Genomic DNA, 18958 nt, shown 5'->3' on the forward strand with positions numbered 1-18958 from the left:
TGCTTTTTTGGTATCTCAAACGGTCAACTTAATCCCTGTTTAATCCAACAATGGACGCAATGAACTTTAAGATATACAGGAAGAGATTAATAAAATCGAGATAGATATTTAATGCTGCAAGTGGAACCTCTTCCGCGGAAACACCGTTTCGGTATTGTGCCACATCGTAGAGAACCCAACCACTGAATATCAAGATGCCGATCATCGACCATACTAGGTTCATCACAGAACCAAAGTTAACGAACATACCGACCACACTCATGAGCACAAGCCCAATCGTTCCTGCGAACAAGAATCCGCCTAGAAAGCTGAAATCACGCTGCGAACGGTGCGCATAGAAGGCAAGTCCGCCGAAAATGGCTGCTGTTGCGAAGAATGCGCCAGATACTACATTTGCGCCCAGCATGCCGCCATACGCCATGATGACTGGGTATAGAGTAACCCCTGAAATCGCAGTAAATGCATAAAGAAAGCCATATCCGATATGTTTGCCGCGAATACGAATGATGATTGCTGCCACCAGCATGACCACCTCAGCAATGACGAAAAGCATAATCATCGATGGCGGAACGACAATAGCACCGATCAATGTCCCTAGGAAAGAAACCAACAGGGAAATTGCAAACGTTTGAAGCACATGAGCAAAACTGCCAGAATGCGTAGCCGTAATCGTTCTATCCATGAAACATCAGCCCCTTTGTATGGATGTACAATCTATACTATGTATTATACCTACTTTTCATGAAAGTCGCTACACACCTATGCGTTCAAAAACAAAACAACCCCTTCAGACATATCTGAAGGGGTTGTTGCTTGGTATGCGATCAAGAGGACTCGAACCTCCACGGGGGTAAGCCCACACGGACCTGAACCGTGCGCGTCTGCCAATTCCGCCATGATCGCGTATGGGGCTGCTCTATAAATAAAGTCATATGAGCTGCGACAAAATCTAATATAACATGGGAAATGAGAGCTAGTCAACGGTACTTTTTACAATTCGTGAATAATTCATCCCTTCACTCCTAACCCTATTCGCAAAGGAGGAATGACTATGAATGAGGAAGAAATCAACGCCTTGGAGCCGAAATATACAGGCAATCAAAAGGATCTCACAGAAGGTGAAGCTGAAGCTATCGTGCATGATCCTAACTACAAAAGCGAAGATGAAGATGAATCTGGTCTAGGCACGATTGCAACTGCTGCTGCCTACGGAGTTTTCCGTAGATCTTAAATAATCACCCAAATGAAACATGCCCTGCTTATCCATACAGGATTAGTAGGGCGTTTGTTCATACAAGTGACCGGATTGCATGATGGCTTCGTATACCGTTCTACCGATCAAATAACCTAGCGCGGTCGCTGTACCCGCGTAATTGTAGGTCTTACCGCGGCACGTTGCAGCAATAAGTACGGCATCGGTTGTCGTTCCAGTCGCTGACTGGCCCTCAACAAGGATGCCTAATGCTTGAAGAGCCGCAGCTTTAGCCTCCGTTGCGGTAATAACAGCATTAACCATGGCCGCATCGGTTAAGCAACCGTTGATAACGACAATCGTGTTAATTGTTCCAGGATATAGGGAAGCGGCAGGAAGTTCAGACTCCTGCTCTTGCTTTATTCCCCAGCCCCACCGTAACCCATGAACAAACATGAAGGGGCTCCTTCCCTGGCTTCATCGCAAGTTTCTGACCGAATTCGCTGGTATCACCGTCTTCGCCCATTTCCCAAGTTAGGCTGCTGTAGCCAACGTCCTTTACCTTCGCCGCGGTCAGCATACCCGCTGTTTCTTGAGGATTCAAACCCTCACGCTGGATGAATTCGTCCATCTCACGAAGCGGATCAGCCTCATTATACAGCTTGTCCACTTGCCGATTCATCATCACCTTATGCATGCCGAATCCACCGCCCCACGGCGAGGAATTCAGCGTTCGCAACGGATTTTCGCTGCAAATCCGCAAGTACGTACCTTGATGAGAACTTATCAAGTCCATGCGAATACCAGAGATAGGAACCTCCATTGATCCTATCCATGCATCCTTATTCGTCATCGGAAACGCCATCTGGTTCGATAGGATCCTGCGGAAGCATGAATTCGGGAGGTCTTTCGTTCTCGTATGGTTGATAGATATAATTGCGTGCAAGCTTAACGACTTTGCGGTTTTTCTTGCGAATTAATACACTCTCATCATCCCAAGCAACTACAATTCCACGCACATCATTCGTTGGATTGACGTCCCGTATAACACGCAATAATGTGCTCTCAACTCTATATTGATCAAGCTGTTCTTCCGATATCATCCTCTTACCTCCAACATTTCAATGTACTTCTTTAGCATACACCAATTCGCATTTAGATCAAACTTTACATAAAACCGCTTTACGGAGGTTAACTTAACTAATGACGGAACAAAGCTTACATGAAAAAGCAAACTTACTCCATGGGAGGTTCTATAGTGGATAAAAAAACGTACTACATCAACGTTGGCACGGGGGAAGTTCTGGAAGACAAAGGAGCACTTAATTTCGAGTTCGAAATTTCAGCAACCGAAGAAGAAATTGATAAGCTTCAAGAGCTTTTCGAGGAAACCGATAACTCCTCACAAGGCAGCTATGCAACTTCTTGGCTTCCTTGGAAAGTCTATTACTCTAATGAGATCAATCAAGAATACGATTATTATTTAACTGAAGTGTATCGAACCCTTCACAAGCTCGGTTCCGAACAAACGAAAAGGCATATTGAAAGCATGAACATTCTGGAGAATGGCGTTTGAGTCGGCATTTTCCCAAAAATAGCGAATCGTAGTTCCTCAATTCAACAAAACTAAGGTAAAGCCAAGAAACCAACTACAACTTAGATCATAGAAAAAGGCCAACGAATCCGCATCGGATCCACTGGCCTCTTCCTTATATGGGCATAAATTAACTAACGTGTTCCTTCGAATCATTCGTTTCGAACCAGAAATCAAGGACTTTGCTAGACATTACGCGCTTCTGAATATATTCCACTTGTGCGGCGGAGAAATGTTGTTCCCATTCGATTGTCAGTTCTGTGCAGAGCTTTACGATCGTTAACAACTCGGACCATGCTACATATCGTTTGTACCAGAAAAATTGAGGGTGTTCGATCATATACGGATACAGGTCATCAAACTCTGTATGCTTACAATCAAGCGCACGTTCAAAATGTGTTTTGGCTTCCTCAAGCTTTGTCATAAAATATTCAATGGAACCATTTTCGATACCCATAGATGTCAGCCTCCTCTCATACCATGTATTCATTATAAAGGATAAATCAGTCTGAGGGAAGACATGAACAAATTGTAAAATCAGTTAAAAGTGATTTGCCCATTCGCCAGCGAGGAAATACGAGCTAGGGATTCCACACGAATTCCACGTTCTCGAATCGAGCTTCCGCCAGCTTGGAATGATTTTTCTACCGCAATACCGACACCAACCAGCTCCGCTTCCGCTTTTTCAATAATTCGAATTAATCCGCGTGCAGCGTCTCCATTAGCGATAAAATCATCGATCAGCAGAACTCGCTCGCCTTTGTGAAGCAAATGAGAGGATACCATAATGTCAGTTACAATCCCTTTGGTAAAGGAAGGCACACGCTCGCTATAGGTATCTTGATCCATAGTCAACGTCTTCTTCCGGCGTGCAAATACCATGGGAACCTCAAGATGTAAAGCTGTCGTATAGGCAATCGGAATACCGGACGATTCTACAGTAAGCACCTTGTCTGGCTTCGTTTCTCTAAATAATCTTGCAAATTCTTTCCCCATCTCCATGATGAGCACAGGATCAACTTGATGATTAAGTATGGCATCCAGCTTTAGCACTTGATCAGATACGACTACACCGACCTCTAGGATCCGCTGTTTTAACAATTCCATGATTCTAGCCCCCTAAGCCTGTCTATTATGAGTAAGTTACCATATTGATGAAGTAGGTTTCAAGTCCCAATTTATGAATATCCCCTTTCGACGTGAAACTTTTACTCTGTAGTAGGTGTCTATATGTATATAGGGTTCAGCATTTTGAGATTTGTCTACAAATGCTCACATTTAGGTACCTTGATGCATTGAAATAGAACCAGAAAACAGTATGATTAGTAATGTTGTATTTTTTCACTTCAATTATTCGGCAGAAAGGATAGATGACGATGAACAACCTGCTTAGACCTATTATGCTTGGCTTTGTGCCAGTTGCATTAGCTTCATTACTGTTAGCTGGATGCCAAGAGTCATCTGCTCCTTCCGGACAGCCTACTATAGATCCAACTAACCATGCACAAAATAGTTCCAACGCAGAAAGCACACCTCCTGCGATCGCAGTGGCAGCAGCGACGGCAGCACCTTCACCAACGCCGGAAGACACGGCGAAGCACGAGGCGCAAGTCGCAGGTACGTCCAAAACGGATTTGACCGACATCCCGGAACAATCTGCGACTGCGAAACAAACGGCTAAGCCGAAGATTAAAGCAGAGGATGCCTATCAACAGGAGAAACCAACATTGATGGGCTTGAAGCTCGGAACGAGTAAGGACGTTGTGCTCGAACGTTTTGGGAAGGCGAAGAAACAATTCGTGATGGATGCCGATGAAGACGCCATTCAAGTCTATGATTTCACGGATTTCTCCGTAGGCTTCAATAAGAAGAATGTTCTTGAGTTCGTTGACGTGCATTCTACTGAGATCGATCCAGGGCTTCGTGGCTTGCGCCTTGGACAGAAAGTCCAAGATGCGATAACAATTCTGGGCAAACCAGACACCAACACAACCTATGTTCTCTCCTATAAGTCACAGGGAACACTGCTTAAGCTCGATATTGATCCCAAAGAGAGCACCATCCAATCGATTAAGCTTTTCGCAAACCATTAATTCGCAAAGAATACGAACTAAGACCATGAATGCTCCTATTTTAGGATGACACTCATGGTCTTATTTCATGTGTATGGGGATCAAACCGCTCCCCGCTTTCGAAATCGGAAGTAAAGGGCCGTTCCAACAATGGCTATAACCGCCATACTCAATAAGCTTATTCCCATATATTTATGTATTAATTGAAATAAACCTTCCAAATTACTGCCAATAAAATGCCCTAATGTTAAAAAGGTTGTACACCACAGCAGCGCTCCTGTACCCGCAAAGAACATATATTTATAGAACTTGACCCCGCTTACACCCGACAAATAGCAGGTGAAATGACGAACCCCGGGTACGAAATACCCAAAGAATACCGTCCAAAGTCCATACTTTTTAAACCAACCCTCCGCCCGTTCAATCCGATTCGGTGTAAGCTTGAACCATTTGCCATACCGATAAAGAAAGGGCTTACCCACACGATGACCTATTAAATAACTGACAACCATCCCAGTCATCGTGCCAGCGTAAATGACAAGTAACGTTGTTCCAAAATCAAAGGGACCTCCAAGCGCCGTTAACGAACCCACGAAAGCCATGAGGGTTTCATCTGGTACGGGTACTCCAACAATTCCAGCAGACAGCAAAAGGTATAAAGCAATATATCCATAATGACTTATGAAATCATATAGAAATTCCTTCACAAAAGACTCACTCCCGCTTTTGTACTTCGTCTCATTCATTCCCATTTTAGCAGAAACGATAGCTTGCCCCAAGTTCCAGTCATGCACATGGGATCTCTAACATACCTTGTACTATATCAAACGAAAGAAAGCGGGGCAATCTATGCGAACAGGTTCACAGATCGTCCGTGTTGCCTTTACCTACATTGGAACGGTTGTTGGAGCAGGGTTCGCTTCTGGACAGGAGATCCTGCAGTTTTTCACACGTTACGGCTGGCTAGCCTCATTGACGATTGCTTTATCCAGCATCCTTTTCATCTGGATTGGCATTAAACTCATGCTGATGGCTCATGATCTGAAGGCAACGTCTTATGAGGATTTGAATCGGGCTATTTTTGGTCAAAAGATCGGCAACGCGATTAGCTTGTTTATGATGCTCGTTCTTTTTGGGATTACAACCGTCATGCTCGCCGGAGGCGGAACGGTTTTTGAGGAACAACTACACCTCTCATACCAAACAGGACTCTTCGTGACATTAATACTCGCCTATTTCGTATTGTCCCGTGGAATTGGCGCTATTATGACGGTGAATTCCATTGTAGTTCCCATCATGCTGCTCTTCAGCGTGGTCATCGTCGTTTATACGTGGCACTCGCCAGCATCAGGAAACTGGCTGCGCATTACAAGTGATGATTCCTTAGGAAAAATATGGTTCGCACCTTTCCTCTATACCGCTTTTAACTTAGCGATGGCCCAAGCCGTGCTCGTTCCAATGGGAGCATCCATTCGCGACCGATCCGTTCTTTACTGGGGCGGACTGCTTGGCGGTGCAGGCATTGGACTGCTTCTGCTATCTGCCCATTACGCACTCTCTGCGCAAATGCCAGGTATCGCACAATTCGAGATCCCAATGGGAAATATTATTAACCGACTTGGATCCGTACCGCAAATTGCTTATTTGCTCGTCATATACGGTGAAATTTTCACGACCTTTATTGCTGACGCCTACGGCTTGTCCCAGCAGCTTCAGCAGCGCATGAAACTAAACCCAAAGGTTATTCTGGTTAGTATCCTAATGCTTAGCTATCTGGTCAGTCAAATTGGGTTCAAAATATTGCTTTCCGCCTTGTATCCCTTATTTGGCTTTATCAGTGTTGTCTGGCTCGTTCTGATGATCTGGCGCAACCGTAAGCGTGCGATGTAGGGCGCCTGACTGAATAAACCCAAGTACGACAACCAATCGTGCAAACAGCAGAAGCATGCCCATAGCAGAAATAATGATTCCTGTGAGCAGGTAGGAGAAATGGAAATTAGCTATGACCGTTTGGTCTCTCCAAACAGCAAATAGCTCGGCTAATAATAGTAAAAGACCGATGATAAATAATAAGATGACCGCATAATCAATGGCCGTCCATTTTGAAAAGTATTTGACGGCAATTTCTACCTGACCTGCTGGTTTTGGTGCTGCCGCCTGCTGCTTCCAAAGCTGATGAACCATCCAAGCTGTATAGATGGCAACCCCTGTTACAAAAAGACCCAGCAAGCCACCTATAATGGCTAATAGCATGTTCATAAAGCTGCCCCCCTTTAAAACAATCATTATTACTGCTAGCCATGACGCAACCCAAATATGAGAATAAGCGTTAATATGAAACAGAACACGGGAAGGGAATAAAGTAAGGGGAGAAGCAGCCAACTTGGAAGACCCATGGCTGGAAGCCATAACAGCTGCAGACGCTTTTCTCCAACATGACACTCTTCTTCCATGGATGATTTGACGGCTAAAGCCTCCGATGCCCCTTCATTCCACTCGATCTTCCCCTTCTTCCATCCGACGTGATAGGTAATTTCCCGATGCTCTTTCTTCTTATCGTCTCCTGATTCCACTTCCGATTCCTCCATTGCTAACGCTTCTACAAACGAATTAAACGATTTCCTGGTATAACTCTTGCTGCCGCATCTCGCACGTGACCGTGACAGGTAAAGAGCAGCACTTGATGCCTGCTGCTTACGTCTGCAAGTACACGCAAACTGCTCTCCATTCGGTCCTCATCAAAATTGACGAGAATATCGTCCATCACCAGCGGTAAAATAGCCTTCCCAGCATACTCTTGGGCGAGGGCAAAGCGCATGGATAAGTAGAGCTGCTCTGCCGTTCCTCGACTAAGCTGACTTGTATCAAGCGACTCTCCATTCGCTCTTATTGCTACTAAACGCTGCTCGCCGAATGGCGCTTTGACATGAGTGAAGGCACCGTTCGTCATCTTTGCAAAGTAATCCGAAGCTCGCAAGAGCACGCCCGGCTGCCGTTCATGCTCATAAACATCACGGGCTTTCTTCATCAGCAGTGAAGCGAAGGAAGCTACAGCGTATTGATCTACTTGCTGACGAATGGTCGCTCGATAAGCTTCAGCTTGAAGAAGATGATCGGCATGTTCCGCCCCCTGCTCCAGCTTCTCAATTTGCCCCGCTAGCTTGCCAACAACCTCTCGAAGTTCATTCGTTTCACGGGCAGTATCGGTTAGTTGATCTTGAAGGGATGCCATTTGAAGTGCGATATCCTCTTCACCACAGGTTTCCAACAGCTCCGTGTAGCTGGCAAGTAAGGAGCGGCTAAGTAACGTTTCGAGCGAGGACTCCAGCAATGTTTGTTCTTCCATTAATTTCTTGCGTTCTTCCTGCTCTCTCTGATGAATACGCAGTTCTTCACCGCCACTTGCAGAGGCTTCCTGTAAAAGTTCTTCCAACCGAGCTTGTGTACGCTGCTCGTTGGTCTGTAGAAGCTGCAGCTCTTGCTCGGTTTCCGAATAAAGCTTCTCGTCATGCTTCTTCTCCGCAAGCAACTTCAGTTGTTCTTGCTCATGTTCTTTCCAGCGTTTGAGAGCGAATACGGGGTCTTGTCGTTCAGCCGCAATCCGTAGGAGTGAACCGACTGTTTTTTCGAAGTGATCGATGCTTGTTACTAATGTCTCAAGCTTGGACGCCAGCTTCTGAAGCTGACGAAGACTCTCTTGCCCCTGCTCAATCGTTTGGATCGTTTCTAGCAGGGCATCTGCAGATAACGGCATACTTAGTCCCAGCGATTGCAGCCAATGAGTCCAATCCGAGTAGAGCTGATCTGACTCCACAATAAGCTGTTCCAAATATCCGCTGCGCTGAACTTCTTGTTGCCGAAGAGATTGCAGCATCTCCTTCGTATCCTGCAGCTTCTCTAGTTTACGAAGCTGCTCGCTGCGTTGCTGCTTATTTTGCTCAGCTTCACGCATCCAAGCATCCAGTTGAGGCTGGAGCACCTCAAGAGGCATGTCTGCGGAACGGCCTAACGAATGAGCAGCAGATGCTGCCGCAGCTTCGCCATAGCCCGATTGCTGCTGGGCAAATGGTTGGATTTGTTCATGCAGGCGGCGCTCCAGCAAGCGAAGTTCCTCACTAACGCTTTCATCCCTGATCGGGGATGAAGTCATCGCTCGGGAGGAGCGATTCTCATTCGACCCGCGATCAGAAACCAGCATATAGAGTGCAGTACCAGCAAACAAAAGAAAAGCACAGAGAGCCGCTACCCAACTGCTCTGCCATAACAAGAATAATGGCGTCAAGACGGCTAATAATCCGGTTATCACTATGAAGCGCTGACGAAGTCTCCGTGAAGCTGTTTTGCCTGCTTTCGCTGCTTCTTCCAGACTAAGCTGGAACTGATTTTCAACAGCAGCACGTTCTTTTTGATGCGCTAGCTCTCTCACAAGCAGCTGCCACCTGGCATAATCTCTCGCTATTTGGTGCAAAGTGGAAGAAGGGTCATCTCCTCCCCAACCGGGAGAAGCTGAACCATCCGTTCTTACCCCGCTTTTATGTAAATCGGCTTCCAAGCTCCTTACGCTATCTTGGACGTTTTTGACCTGCTGCTGCAGACTCTCCAGCTCTGTTCTGACGCGCAGCTCACTCTCTTTGCTCTTATAAAACCGTTCTTTGTAAGCTCGCACCTGCTCACGCAGCGAAATCGTTACCGAGAAAGAGGCTAAATCCGTCTCCTCCCAGTGAACATCTATTTGTTTAAGCAGCCTGTCTACCTGCGCGCGTTGGTGCTCATGCTCCACGCGCAATTGATCCACGCTGCGTTTATTCTCTTCATACGCGGCTGCTTGCTCCAGGCAATGATTTAGCTCCAGCTGATGTTCGAGCAGATCAGACACAAGCTCTATCGCGCCCAGCTGACTCGTCAAGCTCATCTGCCGCAGCAAGAGCCGAGCGCGCTCCGCATGGATGCGCTCCAGCTCTGCCTCGAGCGCATCCAGCCTCGCCGAGGCATGCTCGGGGAAGCCCGCCAGCGCAGGCAGCGCCGCAAGCTCCTGGCCGATCTGGCGCAAGCGGATCCATCCGCTGCGCGCTTTGCCGGCCAGGCCAAGCCTGTGCAGCTCCGCGCGCAGCGACTCCTGCTGCCCCTCCAGGGCAGCAATGCGCTCCGCAGCTAGGCGGCGCTCCGCCAGCAGCCGATCGTAGTCGGCTGCCGGGTCCCGGCTGCGGCGCAGCGACTGCTCCAGACCCTCAAGCTCCTTCAGGAGACGGTTCATCTCCTGATTGCGCCCGCGGGGTCTGTACAGGCCGTCGGCCTGCGCCGTCAGCTTGCGCTCGGCCTCCATGATGGCCGAGCCGCTCACACCAAGCCCAGCGCTATACAGATAGCCGCTGAGCTCGTCCGTCTGCAGGGTGCGCAGCTCCTGCAGCTCGGTTAAACCGAAAGCGAACAAGCTGCGGAAGAGGTCGGCCGATAGGCCGCCCAGCAGCGTGTTCAGCAGCTCTTCGCCCCCGGTGGTGCCGTCACCGAGGGTGACCTTGACGAGCCCCGCAGAGGCTCGTCTGCCGCCGGCGGCGGGCGCGTCATAGCGCTCGACGCGAATGAGCTGACCCTGCTCATCGAGCAGGGTTAGCGCGCCTCCATGGGCGCCGCCGCCCAGCGGCTCATATCGTTCCAACCGGCTCTGACGAGTCGGGAAGCCGAACAGCACCGCGCGGACAAAGCCCATGAGCGTGCTCTTGCCCGCTTCGTTAGCCCCGTAGAACAGCACCAACGGGCTGTCCGTATCAAGCTGCCGCTCGCGCAGGTTGCCGAAGCCTTGAACCTGCATGGATACGATTCTCATCCATGTCCCCCCCCATCCGCGGACAGCAGGTCCGCGGCTAATTCTTGTGCGGCGCGCAGCCACTCGCGCAGCCGTTCGGGCTCTGCCGCAGCCGGGTTACCAGCTGCTTGCGGCAAACTCTGCAGCGCGGCCAATGCCTCGCTTGCAAACAAGGCAAGCGCTTCGTCGTCGCCTTGCAGCGCAGCCGAATACCGCAGGAGGTCGCCTAGGAAGCTCTTCTCCTGCTGTAAAGCCTCGAGGTCGAGCTCACTTGCCGTGCGGTCCTCGATCAATTCCACCCAGACGAAGCGGCTTCGCTCATCTTCGTCCTCACGCAGTTCAGCGGTCAGCTCCTGAAGCGCCCGCCCTTTGCGCAGCAGATTATGCACCGCGCTGCGCCCTTCTAGAACAAGACGGACGACGGCAGCTCTGCCGTCCGCCTCTGCCCGAATCCGCTCGAGCTGCTCCCCGCCGGTCTTTCAATTCCTGCTCTGTCTGAATGCCTGCCACAGACAGCCGCTCTAGGAACCAACGAACCTGGTCCAACGCATGAAAGGTGAGCTCAGCTCGTCCATATTCAGACATATCGACAATGTAGCACCCGCGTGGTCCTGTTTCCCGAATACTTCGGCCCTGCAGGTTCCCTGGGTACACAATCGCCGGCTGCTGATGAAGCACATTCCTAGTATGTACATGGCCTAACGCCCAGTAGCTCATACCCGCTTCAAGCAAATCCTGCTTGCTGCAAGGGGCATAATTGTCATGACCAGGATCACCGTCGACATTCGTATGCAAAAGGCCGATCTGACAGACGTTTTCTTGACCTGCTCTAAATTTGACAGCTAAATTTTCCGTTACCGCCGAACTGCGATAGGAAATGCCATGGATCTGGGCAATGACGCCGCGATGCGGCTTTTCCACGCTAATCGTCTCCACTTGATCGCACGCAAAAAAATGGACTGCTGCCGGCCAATCCAGTTTCGCGGCACGTCCATCCTCCGGGTCATGATTACCATGAATAATGTAAGTAGGAATTCCCTGCATAGCTAATTGCTCCAATGCTTTCTGGAAGCGAATTTGAGCGCGCAAGGAACGATCGGATAAATCATAAACATCCCCGCTAATGAGTACAAAATCTACCTGCTCATGTATCGCTAAAGCTACGAGTTCCTTGAGCGCTTCGAATGTCGATTCCCGAATTCGCTCACGAACCCGTTCAGGCAGCGCCGACATGCCTTTGAACGGACTGTCCAGATGCAGGTCGGCGGCATGCATAAACCGCAGTCGTTTCATCGCTCTAACGCCTTCCTATTCAGCTTTTTGGGTCATTCTCACTCTCATCTTTATCCGAATGATCGACGACTTGATAGCTTTCATACACACTCTTAAGCTGCCGCAGCACTCGGTTCAAAGAGTAGGTTTTCTTCGCCTTCTCCCAGGCGGTTCGTGCTAAATTGTAGCGGAAGGTTGGATCAATGACGACTTTTTCCAAAGCATGGCTAAGCGCCATTGCATCACCAACCGGCACAAGCAAGCCGTTATGTCCGTGTTCGATTTGTTCAGCAATCCCGCCGACATCGGTTCCGATTAGCGCTAACCAGCACAGCGCAGCTTCCGCAAATACAGACCCGAATGCCTCCGCGCGCGATGGTAGAACAAATACATCAAAGAAAGGCATAAATTCTTCCGGATGCAGCATATACCCATAAAAAATCGTATCTTCATAAATATTATGCTGAATCGCGAGCTTCTCCAGCTCTTCTCGGCTTGGTCCATCTCCTATAATATGTAAAACGAAAGGATGACCGCGTTTTTTCAGCTCTCCGCAAGCAATCAGCAGCGTATCGAGCCCTTTGGCAGGCACTAAACGGCAAACGGTTATGAACTGCGTGACTTGATTTTCATGAGAAATCGGACGAAAACGCTTTTCGTCAAAACCATTTGGAATCACGCCAATCCGTTCACTATCCTGCACATATTCCGCCATATATTGCTTGAACGAATTAGAGACTGTGATCATTTGATCGACTCTTGCTTCAAGCTCCCCGTAAATTTGAGTAAGGAATTGATGCTCCACGCCATTCTCCTGAATGCGTCCATTCAAAATAAGCTCTCTCTCAAAGCTGGAGTGAATGGTTAAGATGACGGGTGTTTCCGGATAAATCTGTTTCATGGCAAGAGCCGCAATCGGATGATGGGCATGGATGATATCATATTTCTTGGAAATTCTCAGCTTCGTCCACCAAACATAATCCTTATACGTCTGAATGTATTTATCAACGATCGGGTTTCCGGCATACTTCCGCCAATCAAAAGTGACGAACTCCACTTCCTCAGACCCTTTGCCCCGAATCCGCTTAGGTAGCGAAAATAATTCCATTTCCCAGCCTTTTTTATTAAAACGGTCCAATATATAGGGAACCATGGATGACACCCCACCCGGCTGTTCCGGGGGAAAAACAATGCTTGCAAGATGTTCATTGCATGAGCCCCTCTCCCAAATCCTTGAGCTTACCTTCTTATTGTAACTGGTGTGCGCCGAATAGAAAAGAGAACACCTTCGAGCCCTTACAATCGATTCTATCCCTCTCTCGCATTTTCCTTTATAATAGAGTCATTACATGTCGAAAAACAGGGGATTTTGGAGGAAAGTATGAACGTTGTTGATCTGCTTTTCGGTGATTTCGCTTCATTATTATCGAATGCCATTATCGTTGTCATTGTTGCCCTTATGTTCGTAATCTCTCTTCGTTTATTTCTAGACCGTCGCAAAAAAGGCTACATGTCGATGACCATTTCACTAGTTATCGTAGGCATTCATTACCTTCTCCAGTTATATTTAACACTTAGCGGCATAGATACAAGCTTAACCGCCTACATGCTGCTGATGCTTAAAATAATTTCCTTCATCCTGATTAATATGGGGATCTATCAGTTATACAATCGTACGAATCGTAAACAGTACATATTCTTCTATGGCTTAATGATTATGGGTTTAGTTGTTTCTATCCTTCATTTCAGTGTGCCAAATATGTATAACGGCACGCATGAGCAAGTTAGATTGCTTCAGGATATTGGTCTCGAGCTCTACGTATTTGTCCTGATCTTTCTTTGTTTCTACACGATCCCGCCGTACATCGGCCAACAGATCAAATATCAAATGGCATTGACGGTTTACTTTTTCATTCAATCCGTCCACCTTGTCAATGCCTATATGTATGGGAACGTTCAGCCTTTGTTATCCATAGCAGCCAATGTCTTACCGATAATTTATTATTTTTTATTGTTTATGCTGCTATTTGAACGTGTCGTAGAGCTTATGCAGGCCATTTACAATTCATCCATAACGGACGGGCTTACCCGTCTATATAATCGCAAATTTTTCTATAACCGCGTTTCACAATATGTTGGACGGCATTTGCCCGTGTACATCTTGTTTAGCGACATTGATAATTTCAAGAAGCTAAATGATACCCAAGGTCATCAAATGGGGGACGATGTGCTCAAGCAAGTTGCGTTGATTATGAAAGAAGAAGCCGAGGAATGCGGCATTGCAGGCCGATACGGTGGTGAAGAGATGGTCGTCATGGTGACTGATCCTAGTGTCAAAATGGATGCGTTCGCAGAACGTGTTCGCAGTCGAATTGAGAAGGAAACGATTGTAACCGCAAGTATCGGCTACAGCAAGTATAAGAACGGCCTAAGTGCCGAGGAGCTCATCAAACAGGCAGATGAAGCCATGTATCGAGCCAAAACGAGCGGCAAAAATAAGGTAGTAAAGTATGCCTAATAAATAAGGGAAGTCCCCAGTAGCTATAGGGACTTCCCTTATTTATTGCGATAACTTATGTAAGTCTTGTGAATGACTGTTTACTTATGTCGTATTGTGATCTTTTTTTACAAAAGGACAAAAAGAAGAGCAATGACTGCAGGTAAACCCTGTACTAGCAAAATCGACCTTTTCGCTGTAGCCCCGCCATACAAGGCAGCAATAATGACACAGATCAAGAAAAAGATCTCAATGGAGCGACCTATCGATGCATCCGGATGAACGAGTCCCCAAACGAGACCAGCTGCAAGAAACCCATTGTATAAGCCTTGATTAGCAGCAAGTGATTTGGTTTCCTGGGCTTGTTCCTTCGTCATGCCGAAGGCTTTCAAACCACGGGGTGTCGTCCATAGAAACATTTCCAAAATTAGAATGTAAATATGCTCTATGGCTACGATGCCAACAAATAGGGAAGCTAACATAACTACCTCCTCCTTTCAACGTCATTTTACTTGAAAAGCTGTATTTTGGCTACAGAGCTGGTTATCTTCATCTCACTTATACTGCCTTATTTTCACGATCACGTATCTACTTACCTGGAAGTTAGCGTCACACCTTCAGGTAACTTAATCACCTATATGTCAGTTCTTACATTAATCGGGGAATGTCTCTATAATATAGATAGTTAGTAATGATCCCATATTGCACTAGGAGGTTAACAATCATGCAGTATCGCAAACTCGGTAACAGCGGTCTCAAAGTCAGTGAAATTAGTCTAGGCAGTTGGCTCACGTACGGTGGTTATGTCGGGGAAGACCCAGCCGTTCGTTCGATTGAACAAGCTTATGATTTGGGTGTTAATTTCTTCGATACCGCTAATGTCTATGAACGCGGCGAAGCAGAAAAAGTGATGGGCAAAGCACTCTCCTCTTATCCAAGGGAATCTTATGTCCTAGCTACCAAAGTTTTTAATACGATGGGCGATGGCCCTAATGATCGCGGTTTATCCCGCAAGCATATTAAAGAACAAGCCGAAGCCAGTCTGCGTCGACTGAATGCGGATTACATTGATATTTACTATTGCCACCGCTACGACCCCGAAACTCCGCTAGAGGAAACGTTGCGTGCATTGGACGATTTAGTCACACAAGGCAAGGTACTCTACATCGGTGTCAGCGAATGGACGCCTGCTCAGATTGTTGAAGCCTATGCCATTTCAGACAAGCTTCTGTTAGATAAGCTCATCGTCAATCAACCGATCTACAACCTTTTCAATCGTTACATCGAAAAAGAAATTATCCCGCTTGGCGAGGCAAAAGGATTCGGTCAAGTTGTCTTTTCACCGCTTGCACAGGGGCTTCTTACAGGCAAATACCGTGCAGGACAACCCATCGCAGCCGATAGCCGAGCAAGCAGCAAGAATTGGAGCGACAAGCAATTAAACGAAGCTTCTTTGAATAAAGTGGCACAATTATCTGGCATCGCCGATGAGCTTGGCATTAAGGTCTCTCAGCTTGCCATTGCATGGATTCTCAGACAAAACAATGTAGCAAGTGCCCTTGTTGGCGCTAGCCGCCCTGAGCAAGTTATTGAAAACTGCGCAGCTAGCGGCATCCGTTTGACGGAAGATGTGTTACAAAAGGTGGAAGAAATCCTTCAAGGATAAGAAGTACACTTATAGCTTGATGAAAATCCCTTACTTCGTGAGGGGTTTTTCTTTTTTTATTTCAATCATTTCTATTAACGTTGTTGTATTCACGAACCCTCACTCGCTTAAGGCGCGTTAGCGCCGGGTCCGAAGGACTTATCCAGTGCAGGGTTGTCTGCTGATTTCACTCCCTCGAAATGCCTCGGTCAGACCAAGGAGCCGTAGGCTCCGTAGCGTGAATATGGTGTTATGTGAAGTTACCGACATCCTGAAATCTCTCACAATAATGTTCTTTCTTCCAATTCTTTAATTGTTTTCACCCAGTTCTCGTATTCTTCTGTTTCCTCCCATAAGTCTTTCAGTTCGGATTCTAATAATATCTTCTCTAGTGCTTTTTGAGCGGTTACTAAAAGATTTGCTCCTTTTCCTTTATGTTCCTTTATCCATTCATTAAGTTTGTCATCAAATTCTTCTTTTCCCGGCCTATTTTGTAACGCAGCTAATATCTCAATTGCTCCAGTAGCAATTGCTGCTGTATCCGCATCTAAATAGTCATCTTCTAGTACCATCGTAATTGACTCCGTTATTAGGCTCAAATCTTCAGTCTCAAGTAGGTCTACTACCCAATCTAATACTGTATCATTTTCTAAATTTCCATATCCCCAGGCTCCCATGTATAAACAACCTCGCATTTCTTAAATTTTTTTGTTTTTATTGTTGCATTCGGGAATTTCATATAACGTTCTTGTATTCACGAACCCTCACTGGCTTAAGGCGCGTAGCGCCGTGTCCGATGGACTTAGCCAATGCAGGGTTGTCTGCTGAATATGCTTCATCGAAAATCCTCTTGCAGACCAAGGGGCGTAAGCCCCGAAACGTAGATACAGTGTTATAAGATGTCACCGCCTTCGAAGCCATACATGTCCTTCATCAATTTTCTATATTTTCTTTAAGTGCGTTCTCTATACGTTTTAATTAGTTGTTGTAATAATCCTTATAGGGTCTGTAAGTATATTAAAAAGTTTATAAGAATAATAAATGTGCACTAAAAACAACATCCAGAAAATTACTCGTTTCTTACGATATACCCAGAAATTAAATATACAAAATGCAATTGTTAGTAAAGTACCAATTATATAATATGGAAGTACATATGAAGTAGCGGGCTTTATACCAAATAGACTAACTAATTTCCCTAAATATAGAGTCGTATTCGTTGTGAGAAATATCCAATAAAGTATAAACAAGAATAAGTAAAAACAACAACTAACAAGCCAAAATAGCCCCTGGTTTATTCGTCTCACTTCGTCACCTATTTCTATAGATGTTAAAATTTTTTATAAGCACTTATGCTCTTATATGAATTTATCATAGCGGGGATTTCTTCTAAAGTTATTGGGTTCCCGAATCCTCACCGACTTAAGGCCGATAGGCCGGGCGCGATGCGCTAAGTCGGTGCAGGGTTGTCTGCCTGAGTCCACTTCTTCGAATTGCCTCGGGCAGACCAAGGTGCGTAAGCTCCGCAGCGGGAACATGGTGTTATATGACGTCACTGACATCTTTGAAATACTAAAATCTCTCTTCATAATCTTCGTCTTCATCAACTCGTTCATATCTTATCCAACTCATTTCATCTATCCCTACAATCTCTTTAAATTCATCAACAAGATTAAAGATATTATCCTGCTGTCTAAAATAGTTCGGGTTCAATATTGATGTCAAATTGTCGATTTGTTCATCCGTTAAATTGAATAGCTTAAAAGCTGTGATATTACATTCATCAAATAAAGCATTGAACGCTTTCTCCTGTAATCCATTCACTTCAATATATTTATTTATTTCATTATGATAGTCGGTGGTAAATAGTTCATATAAATCTTTATCAGGATAACGTTCTTCAAAAATCTTCATTATAAGTTCTTCGTCGAACTCATATGAAATTCTTAAACTAGCAACTTCTTTGCCCTCTGAAAAAATTCTATAGCCCCAAAAGTGATCACCATAATTACAAAAATATAGTACTGGAGCATCAATTGATAATTGATATATAAACGCCGGAGCTTCATGAAAATCAATATAATTATCTTCTCCGGTTAAAAATGCGACCCACTTTTCATCTAATACCTTAAGTAAAGAACCTGGAATGGCATGCTTTCTTATTGCTTCCTTATGAGATGCCAACAATAATTGTCCTGAAGTAAATTCGCTCATTTTATCTCTTCCTTTGTTCTTTAATTGGTTTTCAGTGATGTCAGATAACGTTGTTGTGTTCCCGAACCCTCACCACCTTAAAGGAGCGTAGCGACTGGCCGCGATGCGGTTAAGTGGTGCAGGGTTGTCTGCCTGATACTACATCTCGAATTGCCTCGGGCAGACCAAGGGGCGTAAGCCCCGCAGTGTAGATACGGTGTTATCAGATGTCTGTGCCTTCATCGAAAGACTTTCAAGTTTTTTAATTACATCTAATATCAAAACCAGCATCATACCCATCATCAAGAATCTGTATACTATATAATAATTTTTTGTTATTGCTTATTTCCTTAAAATTAACTTCAATATTTACTTTAGAATTCCCTTTAGCTGAGGGCAACTGTACATTACTATAATACTTAGTAATTTCATCTTTACTTAATGTTGTTTCAAATAGTTTTTCTGCGCTAAAATCACAATGATTACCGTTAGCCACTTGCAAACCCACAGATGAATCTCTAGATATTTTAACAGTTTTTGGTGGAACTGGGTAAGTAAATAAGTTCATTGAATACTTCTTTAAAGTAATATTGTTTAATATCGGGTTAATAAAAAATGGAGCGATAATTATTGCACCTAAAAGAATTGGAATAAGAAGTAAAGTAATAATTATTTTCATTATCGATTACC

22 protein-coding genes, 1 tRNA gene and 1 pseudogene are annotated in these 18958 nt (G+C 45.7%); 6 read left to right on the top strand and 18 right to left on the bottom strand.

The window, feature by feature from the left end:
• Positions 1-28: 28 nt before the first annotated feature.
• Positions 29-682, bottom strand: a complete 654-nt coding sequence (locus tag ACBP55_RS27410) for a Bax inhibitor-1/YccA family protein (RefSeq protein WP_029198600.1) — start codon at positions 680-682, stop codon at positions 29-31.
• A 137-nt stretch (positions 683-819) separates the two neighbouring features.
• Positions 820-903, bottom strand: a tRNA-Leu gene (locus ACBP55_RS27415).
• Between the two features lie 148 nt (positions 904-1051).
• Here ACBP55_RS27415 and ACBP55_RS27420 point away from each other — a divergent pair.
• Positions 1052-1231, top strand: coding sequence for a hypothetical protein (locus ACBP55_RS27420; protein ID WP_464646104.1), 180 nt, complete (start codon positions 1052-1054; stop codon positions 1229-1231).
• Between the two features lie 42 nt (positions 1232-1273).
• Here ACBP55_RS27420 and ACBP55_RS27425 read toward each other — a convergent pair whose 3' ends face one another.
• The 3 genes from ACBP55_RS27425 to ACBP55_RS27435 are packed head-to-tail and all read right to left on the bottom strand — an operon-like array spanning position 1274 to position 2295.
• A complete protein-coding gene (locus ACBP55_RS27425) occupies positions 1274-1648 on the bottom strand; it encodes an adenosylcobinamide amidohydrolase (protein WP_464646106.1) in 375 nt (124 codons plus the stop codon).
• The gene (locus ACBP55_RS27430) at positions 1593-2045 is read right to left on the bottom strand and encodes an adenosylcobinamide amidohydrolase (protein ID WP_464646108.1); all 453 of its coding nucleotides are present in this window, start codon (positions 2043-2045) and stop codon (positions 1593-1595) included. The genes ACBP55_RS27425 and ACBP55_RS27430 overlap by 56 nt, the downstream gene beginning before the upstream one ends.
• A complete protein-coding gene (locus tag ACBP55_RS27435) occupies positions 2035-2295 on the bottom strand; it encodes a hypothetical protein (RefSeq protein WP_173188216.1) in 261 nt (86 codons plus the stop codon). Before ACBP55_RS27435 ends, ACBP55_RS27430 begins: the two co-directional genes overlap by 11 nt.
• 155 nt (positions 2296-2450) lie before the next feature.
• On the opposite strand from ACBP55_RS27435, the gene ACBP55_RS27440 reads away from it, so the two are divergent.
• A complete protein-coding gene (locus ACBP55_RS27440) occupies positions 2451-2768 on the top strand; it encodes a hypothetical protein (protein ID WP_464646110.1) in 318 nt (105 codons plus the stop codon).
• A 148-nt stretch (positions 2769-2916) separates the two neighbouring features.
• Here the strand turns inward: ACBP55_RS27440 and ACBP55_RS27445 are convergent, their stop codons facing one another.
• Together ACBP55_RS27445 and ACBP55_RS27450 are read right to left on the bottom strand one after the other, a co-directional pair.
• Positions 2917-3243 carry a hypothetical protein gene (locus ACBP55_RS27445; protein WP_464646112.1) on the bottom strand — a complete coding sequence of 109 codons (327 nt, stop codon included), beginning with the start codon at positions 3241-3243 and terminating at the stop codon, positions 2917-2919.
• Positions 3244-3323: 80 nt separating this feature from the next.
• Positions 3324-3893 carry a xanthine phosphoribosyltransferase gene (locus ACBP55_RS27450; protein ID WP_464646114.1) on the bottom strand — a complete coding sequence of 190 codons (570 nt, stop codon included), beginning with the start codon at positions 3891-3893 and terminating at the stop codon, positions 3324-3326.
• Positions 3894-4162: 269 nt separating this feature from the next.
• Here ACBP55_RS27450 and ACBP55_RS27455 point away from each other — a divergent pair, with 269 nt between their 5' ends.
• Positions 4163-4879, top strand: a complete 717-nt coding sequence (locus ACBP55_RS27455) for a DUF4309 domain-containing protein (RefSeq protein ID WP_464646116.1) — start codon at positions 4163-4165, stop codon at positions 4877-4879.
• Between the two features lie 80 nt (positions 4880-4959).
• Here ACBP55_RS27455 and ACBP55_RS27460 read toward each other — a convergent pair whose 3' ends face one another.
• A complete protein-coding gene (locus tag ACBP55_RS27460) occupies positions 4960-5652 on the bottom strand; it encodes a DedA family protein (protein ID WP_464646118.1) in 693 nt (230 codons plus the stop codon).
• Positions 5653-5707: 55 nt separating this feature from the next.
• Between ACBP55_RS27460 and ACBP55_RS27465 the strand changes: the two genes are divergently transcribed.
• Positions 5708-6748: a YkvI family membrane protein gene (locus tag ACBP55_RS27465; protein ID WP_173188212.1), complete on the top strand. Its 1041-nt coding sequence runs from the start codon at positions 5708-5710 to the stop codon at positions 6746-6748.
• Here ACBP55_RS27465 and ACBP55_RS27470 read toward each other — a convergent pair.
• The 6 genes and pseudogenes from ACBP55_RS27470 to ACBP55_RS27495 form a co-directional block, all read right to left on the bottom strand.
• Positions 6680-7117 (bottom strand): hypothetical protein, encoded by a 438-nt coding sequence (locus ACBP55_RS27470; protein ID WP_173188210.1) that lies wholly within the window; start codon positions 7115-7117, stop codon positions 6680-6682. The genes ACBP55_RS27465 and ACBP55_RS27470 overlap by 69 nt on opposite strands.
• Before the next feature lie 35 nt (positions 7118-7152).
• Entirely contained in the window at positions 7153-7431 is a 279-nt protein-coding gene (locus ACBP55_RS27475) for a hypothetical protein (RefSeq protein ID WP_464646121.1), read from the bottom strand.
• A 26-nt stretch (positions 7432-7457) separates the two neighbouring features.
• Positions 7458-10682, bottom strand: coding sequence for an AAA family ATPase (locus tag ACBP55_RS27480; protein WP_464646123.1), 3225 nt, complete (start codon positions 10680-10682; stop codon positions 7458-7460).
• Positions 10679-11050 (bottom strand): hypothetical protein, encoded by a 372-nt coding sequence (locus tag ACBP55_RS27485; protein WP_464646125.1) that lies wholly within the window; start codon positions 11048-11050, stop codon positions 10679-10681. Before ACBP55_RS27485 ends, ACBP55_RS27480 begins: the two co-directional genes overlap by 4 nt.
• A complete protein-coding gene (locus ACBP55_RS27490; protein WP_464646127.1) occupies positions 11043-11954 on the bottom strand; it encodes a metallophosphoesterase family protein in 912 nt (303 codons plus the stop codon). The genes ACBP55_RS27485 and ACBP55_RS27490 overlap by 8 nt, the downstream gene beginning before the upstream one ends.
• Positions 11955-11973: 19 nt before the next feature.
• Positions 11974-13142 (bottom strand): annotated as a pseudogene (locus ACBP55_RS27495) (glycosyltransferase family 4 protein).
• Between the two features lie 172 nt (positions 13143-13314).
• Between ACBP55_RS27495 and ACBP55_RS27500 the strand changes: the two are divergent.
• Positions 13315-14451 (top strand): GGDEF domain-containing protein, encoded by a 1137-nt coding sequence (locus ACBP55_RS27500; protein WP_464646129.1) that lies wholly within the window; start codon positions 13315-13317, stop codon positions 14449-14451.
• A gap of 107 nt (positions 14452-14558) precedes the next feature.
• Here ACBP55_RS27500 and ACBP55_RS27505 read toward each other — a convergent pair whose 3' ends face one another.
• Entirely contained in the window at positions 14559-14912 is a 354-nt protein-coding gene (locus ACBP55_RS27505) for a DUF1304 domain-containing protein (protein WP_464646131.1), read from the bottom strand.
• A 242-nt stretch (positions 14913-15154) separates the two neighbouring features.
• Here ACBP55_RS27505 and ACBP55_RS27510 point away from each other — a divergent pair, with 242 nt between their 5' ends.
• Positions 15155-16096, top strand: coding sequence for an aldo/keto reductase family protein (locus ACBP55_RS27510; RefSeq protein WP_464646133.1), 942 nt, complete (start codon positions 15155-15157; stop codon positions 16094-16096).
• Positions 16097-16356: 260 nt separating this feature from the next.
• Here the strand turns inward: ACBP55_RS27510 and ACBP55_RS27515 are convergent, their stop codons facing one another.
• The 3 genes from ACBP55_RS27515 to ACBP55_RS27525 form a co-directional block, all read right to left on the bottom strand.
• Positions 16357-16752, bottom strand: a complete 396-nt coding sequence (locus ACBP55_RS27515; RefSeq protein WP_464646134.1) for a DUF4259 domain-containing protein — start codon at positions 16750-16752, stop codon at positions 16357-16359.
• Between the two features lie 895 nt (positions 16753-17647).
• Positions 17648-18289 carry a hypothetical protein gene (locus tag ACBP55_RS27520; RefSeq protein ID WP_464646136.1) on the bottom strand — a complete coding sequence of 214 codons (642 nt, stop codon included), beginning with the start codon at positions 18287-18289 and terminating at the stop codon, positions 17648-17650.
• 241 nt (positions 18290-18530) lie between these two features.
• Positions 18531-18947, bottom strand: a complete 417-nt coding sequence (locus ACBP55_RS27525) for a hypothetical protein (RefSeq protein ID WP_464646138.1) — start codon at positions 18945-18947, stop codon at positions 18531-18533.
• Positions 18948-18958: the final 11 nt, after the last annotated feature.

This window comes from Paenibacillus sp. WG02, assembly GCF_055396115.1.

Coding starts and splice junctions, on each gene's coding strand:
- ACBP55_RS27410 (WP_029198600.1), bottom strand. CDS start 682: ATGGATAGAACGATTACGGCTACGCATTCTGGCAGTTTTGCTCATGTG.
- ACBP55_RS27420 (WP_464646104.1), top strand. CDS start 1,052: ATGAATGAGGAAGAAATCAACGCCTTGGAGCCGAAATATACAGGCAAT.
- ACBP55_RS27425 (WP_464646106.1), bottom strand. CDS start 1,648: ATGTTTGTTCATGGGTTACGGTGGGGCTGGGGAATAAAGCAAGAGCAG.
- ACBP55_RS27430 (WP_464646108.1), bottom strand. CDS start 2,045: ATGACGAATAAGGATGCATGGATAGGATCAATGGAGGTTCCTATCTCT.
- ACBP55_RS27435 (WP_173188216.1), bottom strand. CDS start 2,295: ATGATATCGGAAGAACAGCTTGATCAATATAGAGTTGAGAGCACATTA.
- ACBP55_RS27445 (WP_464646112.1), bottom strand. CDS start 3,243: ATGGGTATCGAAAATGGTTCCATTGAATATTTTATGACAAAGCTTGAG.
- ACBP55_RS27450 (WP_464646114.1), bottom strand. CDS start 3,893: ATGGAATTGTTAAAACAGCGGATCCTAGAGGTCGGTGTAGTCGTATCT.
- ACBP55_RS27455 (WP_464646116.1), top strand. CDS start 4,163: ATGAACAACCTGCTTAGACCTATTATGCTTGGCTTTGTGCCAGTTGCA.
- ACBP55_RS27465 (WP_173188212.1), top strand. CDS start 5,708: ATGCGAACAGGTTCACAGATCGTCCGTGTTGCCTTTACCTACATTGGA.
- ACBP55_RS27470 (WP_173188210.1), bottom strand. CDS start 7,117: ATGAACATGCTATTAGCCATTATAGGTGGCTTGCTGGGTCTTTTTGTA.
- ACBP55_RS27480 (WP_464646123.1), bottom strand. CDS start 10,682: ATGAGAATCGTATCCATGCAGGTTCAAGGCTTCGGCAACCTGCGCGAG.
- ACBP55_RS27490 (WP_464646127.1), bottom strand. CDS start 11,954: ATGAAACGACTGCGGTTTATGCATGCCGCCGACCTGCATCTGGACAGT.
- ACBP55_RS27500 (WP_464646129.1), top strand. CDS start 13,315: ATGAACGTTGTTGATCTGCTTTTCGGTGATTTCGCTTCATTATTATCG.
- ACBP55_RS27505 (WP_464646131.1), bottom strand. CDS start 14,912: ATGTTAGCTTCCCTATTTGTTGGCATCGTAGCCATAGAGCATATTTAC.
- ACBP55_RS27510 (WP_464646133.1), top strand. CDS start 15,155: ATGCAGTATCGCAAACTCGGTAACAGCGGTCTCAAAGTCAGTGAAATT.
- ACBP55_RS27515 (WP_464646134.1), bottom strand. CDS start 16,752: ATGGGAGCCTGGGGATATGGAAATTTAGAAAATGATACAGTATTAGAT.
- ACBP55_RS27520 (WP_464646136.1), bottom strand. CDS start 18,289: ATGAGCGAATTTACTTCAGGACAATTATTGTTGGCATCTCATAAGGAA.
- ACBP55_RS27525 (WP_464646138.1), bottom strand. CDS start 18,947: ATGAAAATAATTATTACTTTACTTCTTATTCCAATTCTTTTAGGTGCA.